Source organism: Pseudomonas sp. FFPRI_1 (genome assembly GCF_055384485.1).
The window spans coordinates 548,868-562,312 of record NZ_AP029168.1 but is presented as its reverse complement, the minus strand read 5'-3'; the positions used below and the strand labels follow the sequence as shown (position 1 = coordinate 562,312).

Here is a 13,445-nt window from a genome sequence, read left to right as displayed (position 1 = left end):
GCGGCTCCGGAGGCTGGATTGTTGGCGACAATTGAACAGTCAAGGCAACTCTGGCGCATTTATTGGTCGAGGTAAATCAGCGAACCTGCAGCCACTTCAAGCCATTCATCCTTAGCAAAAGGACAGTCGCCATGACCGCTCAAGCCGCAAAAGTTGCCATTGTCACCGGAGCCTCCCGAGGCATCGGTGCGGTGATCGCCCGTCAGTTGGCCGAGGACGGCTACGCCGTGGCGATCAACTACGCCAGCAGCGCCGAGGAAGCCTCCAGGCTGGTGGTGGAGTTGCGCCAGGCGGGGCACCAGGCAATCGCGGTCAAGGCCGACGTGGCCAGTGCCGCCGATGTAAGTTGGCTGTTCGACGAGACCGAAAAGCAACTGGGCCGGGTCGACGTGCTGATCAACAACGCCGGCATTCTCAAGGTCTTGCCGTTGGCCCAGCACAGCGACGAGCTGTACGAGCAGACTTTCGCCGTCAACACCCGCGGCACTTTCAATACCCTGCGCGAGGCCGCCACCCGTCTCAATGACGGCGGCTGCATCGTCAACTTCTCCAGCAGTACGGTGGGCCTCAACCTGCCGGGCTACGCGGTGTACATCGCCAGCAAGGCCGCGGTGGAATCCCTGACCCAGGTGTTCGCCAAGGAGCTGCGCGGGCGCAACATCCGGGTCAACGCCGTGGCGCCGGGGCCGGTGGCCAGCGAACTGTTCCTGCAGGGCAAGAGCGAAGAGCAGATCCGCAACTTCGCCAAGATGCCGCCTCTGGAGCGCCTGGGGCAGCCGCAGGACATTGCCAGCGTCGTCGCCTTCCTGGCGAGCCCGGCGGCGGCCTGGGTCAACGGACAGATCCTGCGGGCCAATGGCGGGCTGGTTTGACGCCTATGCTGGATGACAGGGCCCCACGCCCCTTCGCCGGCCAGCCGGCCACTGCAGGGAGAAACCCGGCATGCACACCACCATCATCATCACCTTCGGCCTGGCGCTGCTGGCCCTGGTGCTGTTCATCGGCGAACGGCTGGGGTTCAGTCGGGAAGCCCTGAGCTACGGTTTCATCGGGCTGTGGCTGGCGCTGACAGTGATCAACGCAGCAGTAGGCGTGGTCACCGCCCACCAGCCCCTGGGATCGGAGCTGGTGATCGGTAGCCTGGTGTTCGCACTGCCGGTGGGGGCCCTGGCGCTCTATCTGCTGCTCACCCGGGCCTGATCAGCGAGGGATTGCCCCTCGCCAACCCACCTGCCGATCAACGCACCAGATGCAGGAACTGCATGTGGCGTTCGTACTGATCGAGGATGTCGTTGATGATCTGCTCCTTGGTGTAGCCCATCAGATCGTAATCCTGGCTGCCCTCGGCCAGGTGCACTTCGGCCCGGTAGTAACGACGATTGCGCAACTCTTTGGGCCCCATGCCGCCACGGGCGAAGGACGGGGTGAAGTAACCGCGCATCTGCACCTGGTAGATGAACGGATGCTGGTCACCATGACCGATCTCCAGGCTGACGCTGTCGTTGGCCGGGTCGGGCTGGGTCACCACATTCAACCCCTTCTCGACGAACACCGCCGTCACCTCCTCGATGGCCGGGCGCACGGTCTGGTCAAGGAAGCGATACACCTCATCCCGCGACGGGAAGTGCACGGCCTGGCTCAGACGCTGGCGCCAACCGCCCTTGCCACGACGTGAAGGTGCCACCGGCGCCAGGGAGTGCAATTGGGCAATGCGACGTTGCGACTCCAGGTAGAACGCCTTGTGCAGCCCCCACATCATCAGCAGCAGGATCAGCGAGAACGGCAGCGAGGTCAGGACCACCGCCGATTTCAGCGAGTCGATGCTGCCGGCGAACAACAGCGCGCTGGTGACCAGCGCGGTCATCGCCCCCCAGAACACCCGCAGCCATTTCGGCCCGTCCTCGTCGGCGTTGTTGCCACGGGCGGAAAGGGTCGAGAGCACCACGGTGCCGGAGTCGGCCGAGGTGACGAAGAACACGAAGCTGATGAACACCGTGACGGCGATCACGGTCTTGCTCCAGGGGTAGGTTTCCAGCAGCAGGTAGAGGGTCATCGACGGGTTGTCGATGGCCGACATGCCCAGGGCACTCATGCCGTGGTTGAGCACCTGATCGATGGCGCTGTTACCGAAGATCGACATCCACGCCAGGGTGAAGCCCAGGGGAATCAGCAGCACGCCGAAGACGAACTCGCGGATGGTCCGGCCACGGGAAATACGCGCGATGAACAGGCCCACGAACGGCGACCATGCAATCCACCAGGCCCAGTAGAACACCGTCCAGCCACCCAGCCAGTCGCTGGGCTTGTTGTAGGCGTAGACATCGAAGCTCTTGACCGGCAAGGCTCCCAGGTAGTCACCGAGGTTCTGGATCAGGGTATTGAGCAGGTGCTGGGTAGGGCCGGCGAACAGCACGAACAGCAGCAGTGCCACCGCCAGCAGCATGTTGATGTCGGACATCACCCGCACCCCCTTGTCCACACCGGACACCGCGACGATGATCGCCGCGCCCATCATCAGGGTGATCAGCCCGACCTGGACCCACTGGGTGTGGGCGATGCCGAACAGGTAGTCGAGACCGGAATTGAGGTGCAGCACGCCAAAGCCCATGTCGGCCCCGAGGCCGAACACCGTGGCGATGATGCCGAAGCCGTCCACCGCATAACCGATAGGACCGTTGATGCGCTTGCCGATCAGCGGGTACAGCGCCGAACGCAGGGCCAGGGGCAGGTTGTGCCGGTAGGCGAAATACGCCAGGGCCATGCCGACGAAGGCGAACACCCCCCAACCGTGCAGGCCCCAGTGCAGGAACAGCAGCTGCATGCCCTGGCGCGCCGCCTCGGCGGTGCCGGCCTCGCCCTGGGGCGGCTGGAGCATGTGGGTCAGGGGTTCGGAGACGCAGAAGAAGAACAGAGTGATGCTGATCCCGGCGGCGAACAGCATGCCGGCCCATGACAGGTAACTGAACTCGGGTTCGTCGTGGTCGGCACCGAGCTTGATCTTGCCGTAGCCGGACAAGGCGGTGACCACCACGAAGACCAGGTACAGGGTCATGGCCAGCATGTAGTACCAGCCGACCGTATTGGCCGCCCAGTTTTGCGCTGCCAGGAGCCAGGCGCCGGCTTGTTCCGGCATGGAAATCACCACCACGCCGAAGATCAGGATAAAGCTCGCGGCGAAGTAGAACACCGGAGGGTTCATGCGAATCAGAGTATTCGCGGAGGTGGATGGCGCACTCATGAGTGGTGCACCTCGAGGGGGTGAAACATGGCTGAAATGTACGGACTCAGCAAAGGCAAGCCTCCTGTTGTGAGCGGGCAGCGAACCACCGGTTTAACTTGAACAAGCGTTCAAGTTAAACATGGATAGGGGGCTCAGGACTAATCGCAGGGCTCAGCGGTACTGTCAGTACGCTAGCTCAGGGAAGGGTATGACGTATGTCGAACGCAATCGTTCAGCAGAAAAAAGCCCGCTGCCGAGCCGGCCACTCTCCCGTAGGAGCCGGCTTGCCGGCGAAGAGGCCCGCAAGCCTTGCGTCGCTCTCGGGGGCGCCTTCGCTGGCAAGCCAGCTCCTACACAAGCCAGCTCCTACAGCAAGCCGCCGCACACCTTCTTCCGTAGGAGCCGGCTTGCCGGCGAAGAGGCCCGCAAGCCTGCGTCGCTCTCGGGGGCGCCTTCGCTGGCAAGCCAGCTCCTACAGCAAGCCGCCGTACATCTTTTTCCGTAGGAGCCGGCTTGCCGGCGAAGAGGCCCGCAAGCCTTGCGTCGCTCTCGGGGGCGCCTTCGCTGGCAAGCCAGCTCCTACAGCAAGCCGCCGCACACCTTCTTCCGTAGGAGCCGGCTTGCCGGCGAAGAGGCTCGCAGGTCCTGTGTCGCTCTCAGGGGCGCCTTCGCTGGCAAGCCAGCTCCTACACCAGCCAGCCCCTTCATAAGCCAGCGCCTACTTTTGCGAGCCGTCGTCGTGCTGCAGGTTGGCCTGGGTCAGGTTGCAGCCGGCCGGCACGCTGCGGGTCAGCCAGACGTTGCCGCCAATGGTCGAGCCCTTGCCAATGGTGATCCGCCCGAGAATGGTGGCGCCGGCATAGATCACCACGTCGTCCTCGACGATCGGGTGGCGCGGGTGGCCCTTCTGCAACTGGCCGTCTTCGTCCGCCGGGAAGCGCTTGGCCCCCAGGGTCACCGCCTGGTAGATGCGTACCCGTTCGCCAATGATCGCGGTCTCGCCGATCACCACGCCGGTGCCGTGGTCGATGAAGAAGCTGCGGCCGATCTGCGCCCCCGGGTGAATGTCGATACCGGTGGCCGAATGGGCGATTTCCGCGCTGATGCGCGCCAGCAACGGCAGGCCGGCGCGATACAGGTGGTGCGCCAGGCGATGGTGGATCACCGCCAGGATGCCCGGGTAGCACAGCAGCACTTCATCGACGCTGCGGGCCGCCGGGTCACCGTGATAGGCCGCCAGTACATCGGTGTCCAGCAGCACTCGCAGGCCCGGCAGGGCCAGGGCGAAATCCTGGATCAGGCGGATCGCCCGGGCGTTGACCTCGGCATCCGCTTCGCCGTTGTGCCGGGCCACGTAGCGCAGTTCCAGGCGTGCCTGGGCCAGCAGGGCATTGAGTGCCGCGTCCAGGGTGTGGCCAACGTAGAAGTCCTCGCTCTCCTCGCGCAGGTCCACCGGCCCCAGGCGCATGGGGAACAGCGCGCCGCACAGGGCTTCAAGGATTTCTGCCATGGCCGCTCGCGAAGGCAGCTCGCGCCCACCCTGCTCACCGCTGACCCGACCGTTGCGGGTACGCCACTGATCACGGGCATCGCGCAGTTGGCCGACGATGGTGTGCAATTGCCAATGGCTGGAACGCTCGCTCACGATAAGACTCCTTACTCGGGCGGCCGGACAATCGGGCCGCGCAAACGGCGATCACTTTACGCCCGGTCACGACCACGTTTAAGAACTAATTGTGCGGACCCAAGCACTTTTTCGCATAAGCGATTGGCGGTTGCCCGGGCAAATATCGCTGCCTATAGTCCTTGCACCTTCCCTGTTCCGTGCGGCCCCATGATCAAACAACAGCTCGCCCGCTTTAATCGTCTCGACCTGCTCAGGTCTACCACCGCCCTGGAAAAGCTCGAACGCCTGTCGGCCTGGATCGGTCGTGACATCTACGTCAAACGCGACGACCTCACGCCCCTGGCCATGGGCGGCAACAAGCTGCGCAAGCTCGAATACCTGGCCGCCGATGCCCTGGCCCAGGGCGCCGATACGCTGATCACCGCCGGTGCCCTCCAGTCCAACCATGTGCGCCAGACCGCAGCCCTGGCTGCCCAGTTGGGGCTGGGCTGCGTGGCCCTGCTGGAGAACCCGATCGGCACCGAGGACCCCAACTACCTGGGCAACGGCAACCGCCTGCTGCTGGATCTGTTCGACGCCAAGGTCGAGCTGGTGGAAAACCTCGACCAGGCCGACGAGCAACTGCACGCCCTGGCCGCGCGCCTGCGCAGCAACGGCAAGAAACCCTACCTGGTACCCATCGGCGGCTCTAACGCCCTGGGGGCCCTGGGCTACGTGCGCGCCGGCCTGGAGCTGGCGCAGCAGATCGAAGACAGCGGCCTGGAATTTGCCGCGGTGCTGCTGGCCTCCGGCAGCGCCGGCACCCACAGCGGCCTGGCCCTGGCCCTGAGCGAAGTGCTGCCACAGCTGCCGGTGATCGGCATCACCGTGTCGCGCAGCGAAGAAGACCAGCGGCCCAAGGTCCAGGGCCTGGCCGAGCGCACCGCCGAGCTGCTGGGAGTAAAGCTGCCCGACGCATTCAACGTGCAGTTGTGGGACGAGTACTTCGCCCCGCGCTACGGTGAACCGAATGCCGGGACCCTGGCGGCGGTCAAGCTGCTGGCCAGCCAGGAAGGCCTGCTGCTGGACCCGGTGTACACCGGCAAGGCCATGGCCGGCCTGCTGGATGGGGTCGGCCGCCAGCGTTTCGACGAGGGTCCGATCATCTTCCTGCACACCGGCGGCGCCCCCGCGCTGTTCGCCTACGCCGGCGCCTTCTCGTAGTAGCCGGCTTGCCGGCGAAGAGGCCCACGAGCCTTGCGCTGCCCTCGACGACGCCTTCGCTGGCAAGCCAGCTCCTACGAGGCCAGGGCAATGGAGTTCTTTGTAGGAGCCGGCTTGCCGGCGAAGAGGCCCACGAGCCTTGCGCCGCCCTCGACGACGCCTTCGCTGGCAAGCCAGCTCCTACGAGGCCAGGACAATGGAGCTCTTTGTAGGAGCCGGCTTGCCGGCGAAGAGGCCCATGGGCCTTGCATGGCCCGCGATGCCGCCTTCGCTGGCAAGCCAGCTCCTACGGGGGATGGCGCGAGAAGAACCGAACAAAATGGAATAACAACTTGAATTTATATTATTTTTAAACCTATTAATGCCGCCTTATAGTCGCGCCGCAGGCTCATTTGCCACGAGACGCATATGCTGCATTTAAGGCAGGATAAAGCGTTGCTTTCGCCTCACCGATTGACCTGCAACTCCACCCGCATCGTGCATAAGAAAACACACAGGGGCTTGTCATGAATCTTTCCGTACTGCGTCGCAATCTGCTGATTGGCACACTGGGCCTGGCCTTCAGTGCCGGACTGATGGGGCAAGCGGTTGCCGGCGAGCAACTGCAGAAAATCAAGGATGCCGGCGTCATCAACGTCGGCCTGGAAGGCACTTACCCACCGTTCAGCTATGTGGACGAAAACGGCAAGCTGACCGGCTTCGAGGTGGAGTTCTCCGAAGCCCTGGCGCAAAAGCTCGGGGTCAAGGTCAAGCTGCAGCCGACCAAGTGGGACGGCATTCTCGCCGCCCTGGAGTCCAAGCGCCTGGACGCCGTGGTCAACCAGGTGACCATCTCTGAAGAGCGCAAGAAAAAGTACGATTTCTCCATCCCCTATACCGTCTCCGGCATCCAGGCCCTGACCCAGAAGAAGGACGAAGGCAAGTTCAAGACCGCCGCCGACCTGGGTGGCCACAAGGTCGGCGTGGGCCTGGGCACCAACTACGAGCAATGGCTCAAGGACAATGTGCCCACCGCCATCATCAAGACCTACGACGACGATCCGACCAAGTACCAGGACCTGCGCGTAGGCCGTATCGAAGCCATCCTGGTGGACCGCCTGGCGGCCTTCGAGCTGATCAAGAAAACCAAGGACACCCTGGTGGTATCCGGTGAGCCCTTCTCCCGCCAGGAAGCCGGCGTGGCCCTGCGCAAGGGCGAACCTGAACTGCTGGCTGCGGTGAACAAGGCCATCGAGGAACTGCGGGCCGACGGCACCTTGAAAAAACTCTCGGAAAAATACTTCAACGCTGACGTCACCCAATAATGGAAGCAGGCCTGCAACTGGCGCTGGATTCAGCGCCATTTCTTCTCAAGGGCGCGTACTACACGGTCATCCTTAGCCTCGGCGGCATGTTCTTCGGACTGCTGCTGGGCTTTGGCCTGGCCTTGATGCGGCTGTCGCGCTTCAAGCTGCTGAGCTGGATTGCCCGCATCTACGTGTCGTTCTTTCGCGGCACGCCGCTCTTGGTGCAGCTCTTCGTGATCTATTACGGCCTGCCGCAACTGGGGCTGGAACTGGACCCGCTGCCCGCGGCGCTGATCGGTTTCTCCCTGAACATGGCGGCCTATGCCTGTGAAATCCTCAGGGCCGCCATCGGCTCCATCGAGCGTGGCCAATGGGAGGCCGCCGCCAGCATCGGCATGACCCGGGCCCAGACCCTGCGCCGGGCGATCCTGCCGCAAGCCATGCGCACCGCCTTGCCGCCGCTGGGTAACAGTTTCATTTCCCTGGTCAAGGACACGGCCCTGGCCGCCACCATCCAGGTACCGGAACTGTTCCGCCAGGCGCAGCTGATCACCGCCCGCACCTTCGAAATCTTCACCATGTATCTTGCCGCCGCCCTGATCTACTGGATTCTCGCCAGCGTGCTCGCGCACCTGCAGAACCGGCTTGAAGAGCGGGTCAATCGGCACGACCAGGAGTCCTGAAGCCATGATCGTGGTGGAAAAACTGACCAAGCAGTTCAAGGGCCAGACCGTACTCAACGGCATCGACCTGGAGGTCAAGGAAGGCGAAGTCGTTGCCATCATCGGCCCCAGCGGCTCGGGCAAGACCACCTTCCTGCGCTGCCTGAATTTTCTTGAAGAACCGACTAGCGGCCGCATCCGCATCGGTGACATCAGCATCGACAGCAGCATCCCCCTGAGCCAGCAACAAGGGCGGATCCGCCAGTTGCGCCAGCAAGTGGGCTTCGTGTTCCAGAACTTCAACCTGTTCCCCCACCGCACCGCCCTGGAGAACGTCATCGAAGGCCCGCTGGTGGTGAAGAAAACCCCACGGGAACAAGCCATCGCCCTGGGTCGCGCGCTGCTGGCCAAGGTCGGCCTGGCGGGCAAGGAGGACAGCTACCCCAGGCGCCTGTCCGGCGGCCAGCAACAGCGGGTGGCGATTGCCCGGGCGCTGGCCATGGAACCCCGGGTGATCCTGTTCGACGAACCCACCTCGGCCCTCGACCCCGAGCTGGTGGGCGAAGTGCTGGCCACCATCCGCAGCCTGGCCGAAGAGAAACGCACCATGGTCATCGTCACCCACGAGATGAGCTTCGCCCGGGACGTGGCCAACCGAGTGATCTTCTTCGACAAGGGGGTGATCGTCGAACAGGGCGAAGCCAAGGCACTGTTCGCCAACCCTCAGCAAGAGCGCACCCGACAGTTTCTGAGCAAGTTTCTCAGCGCAAGCCACACCCCCTTGTAGGAGCCAGCTTGCCGGCGAAAAGGCCCTCGAGCCTTGCATCGCCCTCGCGGACGCCTTCGCTGGCAAGCCAGCTCCTACAGCAAGCCACGCCTCTCATCCCCCTCGTAGGAGCCGGCTTGCCGGCGAAAAGGCCCGCGAGCCTTGCATCGCCCTCGCGGACGCCTTCGCTGGCAAGCCAGCTCCTACAGCAGGCCAGGCCTCTCATCCCCCTCGTAGGAGCCGGCTTGCCGGCGAAAAGGCCCTCAAGCCTTGCATCGCCCTCGCGAACGCCTTCGCTGGCAAGCCAGCTCCTACAGCAGGCCACGCCTCTCACCCCCCCGTAGGAGCCGGCTTGCCGGCGAAAAGGCCCGCAAGCCTTGCATCGCCCTCGCGGACGCCTTCGCTGGCAAGCCAGCTCCTACGTGCAGCTACGGGGTGGTTTTGGGGAGGCATTCGTCGCTGAAACCATAGTCGCAGAAGCACGCTAAGGCCTTGATCCATAACGCCTGCGGGCTTCGATTCAACCCTTCTATCCATATTCCTAAAAGTTAGTTTATTTAATTTTTATACGCGCATAGGGTATATGCACCGGACCACCGGACATTCTTGATTCTGATTTCGCCGCATGACGCGGCCTATCCAAAAGATGTGAGGTAGGTATGGTCCGGAACACAATCACCCCAGTGCAGATCGCCAGGGCATTGCGTGCAGCCAAGGAGTGGCACTGATGTCCAGTCTGATCGAAGCCCAGGTCCAGAGTGACCTGGATATCGCTCCCCTTTTGCTGCCCGCTCGGGTTCTGCGCAACGACGCCGAAGCCCTTCAGGCTGCCCATGAACTGGCCGACGCGGCCCGCCAGCAGGCCGCCCAGCGCGACCGCCAGCGCAAGCTGCCCTGGGCGCAGATCGAACAATTCACCCGCAGCGGCCTGGGCAGTATTTCCGTGCCCCGGGCCTACGGCGGGCCACAGGTGTCCTTCGTCACCCTGGCCGAAGTCTTCGCGATCGTTTCCGCGGCCGACCCGGCCCTGGGGCAAATCCCGCAAAACCAGTTCGGCATCCTCGGCCTGATTCTCGGCTGCGGCACCGAGCGGCAGAAGAAACAACTGCTGCAAAGCGTGCTGGAGGGCTGGCGCATCGGCAATGCCGGCCCGGAACGTGGCACCAAGAACACCCTGGAGCTCAAGGCGCGGATCAGCGCCGACGCCGACGGCCATGTGATCAATGGCCAGAAGTTCTACTCCACCGGCGCCCTGTTCGCCCATTGGGTCGCGGTCAAGGCACTCAACGAAGAAGGCCGCCAAGTGCTGGCCTTTGTCCGCCGTGGCACCCCAGGGCTGCGCATCGTCGATGACTGGTCGGGCTTTGGCCAGCGCACCACCGCCAGCGGCACCATCCTGCTCAACGATGTGCGGGTCGAGTCCGAGTTGGTGCTGGACAACTGGCGGATCAATGAATCGCCGAACATCCAGGGCGCGGTGTCACAACTGATCCAGGCGGCCATCGACGCCGGGATCGCCCGCGAAGCCCTGAAGGACGCCATCAGCTTTGTCCGTGAGCGTTCGCGCCCATGGATCGATGCCAACGTTGAACGAGCCAGCGACGACCTCTATGTGATCGCCGACATCGGCAAGCTGCAGATCGAACTGCACGCCGCCGAAGCCCTGCTGCGCAAGGCCGGCCAGGTGCTGGACCAGGTCAGCGCGGCCCCCATCACCGCTGAATCCGCAGCCCGCGCCTCGATCGCCGTGGCCGAGGCCAAGGTGCTGACCACCGAGGTCTCGCTGCTGGCCAGCGAAAAGCTCTTCGAGCTGGCTGGCAGCCGCGCCACCCTCGCCGAATTCAACCTCGACCGCCACTGGCGCAACGCCCGGGTGCACACCCTGCACGACCCGGTGCGCTGGAAGTACCACGCCGTGGGCGCCTATCACCTGAACGGCACGCTGCCGGCCCGGCACTCCTGGATTTAACCGCCCAGAACGCTTTTGACCAGATCTCTGGAGAAACACATGTCTCTTTCTCAACACGTCGCGGTCATCACCAGCGATGAGCAAGCCCTGATTGTCGCCAGCGACCTGGCGGAAGATTTCAAACGCGACAGCGCCCTGCGCGATCGCGAGCGGCGCCTGCCGCACCCCGAACTGGAAGCCTTTTCCCGCTCCGGCCTGTGGGGCATCAGCGTGCCCAAGGAATACGGCGGCGCCGGAGTCTCCAACGTCACCCTGGCCAAGGTCATTGCCCTGATCGCCGAGGCCGACGCCTCCCTGGGACAGATCCCGCAGAACCACTTCTACGCCCTGGAAGTGCTGCGGGTGAACGGCAGCGAAGCGCAGAAACAACGGCTGTACGCCGAAGTCCTGGCTGGCCGGCGTTTCGGCAATGCCCTGGCCGAACTCGGCACCAAGACCGCCCACGACCGCACCACCCGCCTGAGCCGCGACGGCAACGCTCCGGGCTACCGCATCGACGGGCGCAAGTTCTACGCCACCGGCGCCATCTATGCCCAGCGCATTCCCACCTCGGTGGTGGATGAGTACGGCGTGCAGCAACTGGCCTTCGTCCCCGCCGACGCCCAGGGCCTGAGCGTGATTGACGACTGGAGCGGCTTCGGCCAGCGCACCACCGGCAGCGGCTCGGTGCTGTTCGAAAACGTCGCAGTGGACGAAGCCGACGTGGTGCCGTTCCAGAGTGCCTTCGAACGCCCGACCCCGGTGGGCCCGCTGGCGCAGATTCTGCACGCCGCCATCGACACCGGCATCGCCCGCGCCGCCTACGAGGACGCCCTGCGCTTCGTGCGCACCAAGACCCGACCGTGGATCGACTCCGGTAACGACAAGGCCACCGACGACCCGCTGACCATCAAGAGCTTCGGCCACCTGAGCATCCGCCTGCACGCCACCGAGGCCCTGCTGGAACGCGCCGGGGAATTCCTCGACCGCGCCCAGGCCGAGACCAACGCCGACACCGTGGCCGCCGCGTCCATTGCCGTGGCCGAAGTCCGCGCCCTGAGCACGGAAATCTCCCTGGCCGCCGGCAGCACCCTGTTCGAACTGGCGGGCAGCCAGGCGACCCTGGCCGAGCACGGCCTGGACCGCCACTGGCGCAACGCCCGGGTGCACACCCTGCACGACCCGGTGCGCTGGAAGTACCACGCGGTGGGCAACTACTACCTGAACCAGCAGAACCCGCCACTGCGGGGGACCATCTGATGGCCACGCCGGAAACCGCCAAGAAGAAGATCCTGCTCAACGCCTTCAACATGAACTGCGTCGGGCACATCAACCACGGCCTGTGGACCCACCCGCGGGACAACTCGACCCAGTACAAGACCCTCGAATACTGGACCGAACTGGCCCAGCTGCTGGAGCGCGGGCTGTTCGACGGGCTGTTCATCGCCGACATCGTCGGGGTCTACGACGTCTACCAGAACTCGGTGGAAGTGCCCCTCAAGGAGTCGATCCAACTGCCGGTGAACGACCCGCTGCTGCTGGTCACGGCCATGGCCGCGGTCACCCGCAACCTGGGTTTCGGCCTCACCGCCAACCTCACCTACGAGGCGCCCTACCTGTTCGCCCGCAGGCTTTCCACCCTCGATCACCTGAGCCGTGGCCGGGTCGGCTGGAACATCGTCACCGGCTACCTGGACAGCGCCGCCCAGGCCATGGGCCTCAAGGAGCAGATCGAGCACGACCGCCGCTACGACCAGGCCGACGAGTACCTGGAGGTGCTGTACAAACTCTGGGAAGGCAGCTGGGAAGATGACGCCGTGCTCAATGACCCGCAGCAGCGGATCTACGCCCAGCCGGACAAGGTGCACAAGGTCGAGCACCAGGGCGAGTTCTACCAGGTCAGCGGCTACCACCTGTGCGAACCATCGCCCCAGCGCACCCCGGTGCTGTTCCAGGCCGGCAGCTCGGATCGCGGCCTGCTGTTCGCCGGGCGCCACGCCGAATGCGTGTTCATCAGCGGGCAGAACAAGGCCGCGACCAAGGCCCAGGTGGACAAGGTCCGCGCCAGCGCCGTGGCCGCCGGGCGCAATCCCGAAGACATCAAGGTGTTCATGGGCCTCAACGTGATCGTTGGCGCGACCGAGGAACTGGCCTGGCAGAAGCACGCCGAGTACCGCAGCCACGCCAGCGCCGAAGCTGGGGTGGCGCATTTCTCTGCTTCCACTGGGATCGATTTTTCCCAGTACGAGATCGACGAACCTATCCAGTACGTGAAGAGCAATGCCATCCAGTCGGCCACCAAGCACCTGCAGAACAACGACTGGACTCGGCGCAAGCTGCTGGAGCAGCACGCCCTCGGTGGTCGCTACTTCACCCTGGTGGGCTCCCCCGAACAAGTGGCCGACGACCTGGAATCCTGGATCGCCGAAACCGGCCTGGACGGCTTCAACCTGACCCGCATCGTCACCCCGGAAAGCTACGTCGACTTCATCGACCTGGTGATCCCCGAACTGCAGCGGCGCGGCTCCTACAAGACCGCCTACGACAGCGGCACCCTGCGGGAAAAACTGTTCCACGAAGGCCGCAAGCTGCCCGAACGACACACCGGCGCGGCCTACCGCCGCTAACCGCTTCGCCGGCAAGCCGGCTCCTACACACCTCACTGTAGGCGCTGGCTTGCCAGCGAAGAGGCCCGCAACCACACCCCATTCCCTGGCCCCGACTCGGACCCTG

11 protein-coding genes are annotated in these 13,445 nt (G+C 64.3%); 9 read left to right on the top strand and 2 right to left on the bottom strand.

Features of this window, described 5'->3' with window-relative positions:
- Positions 1-131: 131 nt before the first annotated feature.
- Together ACZ5BO_RS02500 and ACZ5BO_RS02495 are read left to right on the top strand one after the other, a co-directional pair.
- On the top strand, positions 132-872 hold the full coding sequence (locus ACZ5BO_RS02500) for an SDR family oxidoreductase (protein ID WP_464698074.1): 741 nt from the start codon (positions 132-134) through the stop codon (positions 870-872).
- Positions 873-942: 70 nt separating this feature from the next.
- A complete protein-coding gene (locus ACZ5BO_RS02495) occupies positions 943-1,200 on the top strand; it encodes a hypothetical protein (protein WP_025128495.1) in 258 nt (85 codons plus the stop codon).
- A 37-nt stretch (positions 1,201-1,237) separates the two neighbouring features.
- On the opposite strand, the gene betT is transcribed toward ACZ5BO_RS02495, so the two are convergent.
- Positions 1,238-3,199 (bottom strand): choline transporter BetT, encoded by a 1,962-nt coding sequence (betT, locus tag ACZ5BO_RS02490; RefSeq protein ID WP_177330264.1) that lies wholly within the window; start codon positions 3,197-3,199, stop codon positions 1,238-1,240.
- A 739-nt stretch (positions 3,200-3,938) separates the two neighbouring features.
- Positions 3,939-4,865: a serine O-acetyltransferase EpsC gene (gene epsC, locus ACZ5BO_RS02485; protein WP_025128497.1), complete on the bottom strand. Its 927-nt coding sequence runs from the start codon at positions 4,863-4,865 to the stop codon at positions 3,939-3,941.
- Positions 4,866-5,054: 189 nt separating this feature from the next.
- Between epsC and ACZ5BO_RS02480 the strand changes: the two genes are divergently transcribed.
- The 7 genes from ACZ5BO_RS02480 (at position 5,055) to ACZ5BO_RS02450 (ending at position 13,339) form a co-directional block, all read left to right on the top strand.
- Positions 5,055-6,050, top strand: a complete 996-nt coding sequence (locus tag ACZ5BO_RS02480; protein WP_464698071.1) for a D-cysteine desulfhydrase — start codon at positions 5,055-5,057, stop codon at positions 6,048-6,050.
- A gap of 506 nt (positions 6,051-6,556) precedes the next feature.
- Positions 6,557-7,354, top strand: a complete 798-nt coding sequence (tcyJ, locus tag ACZ5BO_RS02475) for a cystine ABC transporter substrate-binding protein (protein WP_025128499.1) — start codon at positions 6,557-6,559, stop codon at positions 7,352-7,354.
- The gene (gene tcyL / locus ACZ5BO_RS02470) at positions 7,354-8,019 is read left to right on the top strand and encodes a cystine ABC transporter permease (protein WP_025128500.1); all 666 of its coding nucleotides are present in this window, start codon (positions 7,354-7,356) and stop codon (positions 8,017-8,019) included. The genes tcyJ and tcyL overlap by 1 nt, the downstream gene beginning before the upstream one ends.
- 4 nt (positions 8,020-8,023) lie before the next feature.
- Positions 8,024-8,785, top strand: a complete 762-nt coding sequence (gene tcyN / locus ACZ5BO_RS02465; protein WP_464698068.1) for an L-cystine ABC transporter ATP-binding protein TcyN — start codon at positions 8,024-8,026, stop codon at positions 8,783-8,785.
- Positions 8,786-9,491: 706 nt separating this feature from the next.
- Positions 9,492-10,733 carry an SfnB family sulfur acquisition oxidoreductase gene (locus ACZ5BO_RS02460; RefSeq protein ID WP_025128502.1) on the top strand — a complete coding sequence of 414 codons (1,242 nt, stop codon included), beginning with the start codon at positions 9,492-9,494 and terminating at the stop codon, positions 10,731-10,733.
- A 39-nt stretch (positions 10,734-10,772) separates the two neighbouring features.
- Positions 10,773-11,972, top strand: a complete 1,200-nt coding sequence (locus tag ACZ5BO_RS02455; protein ID WP_025128503.1) for an SfnB family sulfur acquisition oxidoreductase — start codon at positions 10,773-10,775, stop codon at positions 11,970-11,972.
- The gene (locus tag ACZ5BO_RS02450; protein ID WP_464698065.1) at positions 11,972-13,339 is read left to right on the top strand and encodes an LLM class flavin-dependent oxidoreductase; all 1,368 of its coding nucleotides are present in this window, start codon (positions 11,972-11,974) and stop codon (positions 13,337-13,339) included. The genes ACZ5BO_RS02455 and ACZ5BO_RS02450 overlap by 1 nt, the downstream gene beginning before the upstream one ends.
- Positions 13,340-13,445 lie beyond the last annotated feature (106 nt).

Excerpts from the sequence above, each read along its gene's own strand:
- ACZ5BO_RS02500 (WP_464698074.1), top strand. The coding sequence starts at position 132 with ATGACCGCTCAAGCCGCAAAAGTTGCCATTGTCACCGGAGCCTCCCGA.
- ACZ5BO_RS02495 (WP_025128495.1), top strand. The coding sequence starts at position 943 with ATGCACACCACCATCATCATCACCTTCGGCCTGGCGCTGCTGGCCCTG.
- betT (WP_177330264.1), bottom strand. The coding sequence starts at position 3,199 with ATGAACCCTCCGGTGTTCTACTTCGCCGCGAGCTTTATCCTGATCTTC.
- ACZ5BO_RS02480 (WP_464698071.1), top strand. The coding sequence starts at position 5,055 with ATGATCAAACAACAGCTCGCCCGCTTTAATCGTCTCGACCTGCTCAGG.
- tcyJ (WP_025128499.1), top strand. The coding sequence starts at position 6,557 with ATGAATCTTTCCGTACTGCGTCGCAATCTGCTGATTGGCACACTGGGC.
- tcyL (WP_025128500.1), top strand. The coding sequence starts at position 7,354 with ATGGAAGCAGGCCTGCAACTGGCGCTGGATTCAGCGCCATTTCTTCTC.
- tcyN (WP_464698068.1), top strand. The coding sequence starts at position 8,024 with ATGATCGTGGTGGAAAAACTGACCAAGCAGTTCAAGGGCCAGACCGTA.
- ACZ5BO_RS02460 (WP_025128502.1), top strand. The coding sequence starts at position 9,492 with ATGTCCAGTCTGATCGAAGCCCAGGTCCAGAGTGACCTGGATATCGCT.
- ACZ5BO_RS02455 (WP_025128503.1), top strand. The coding sequence starts at position 10,773 with ATGTCTCTTTCTCAACACGTCGCGGTCATCACCAGCGATGAGCAAGCC.
- ACZ5BO_RS02450 (WP_464698065.1), top strand. The coding sequence starts at position 11,972 with ATGGCCACGCCGGAAACCGCCAAGAAGAAGATCCTGCTCAACGCCTTC.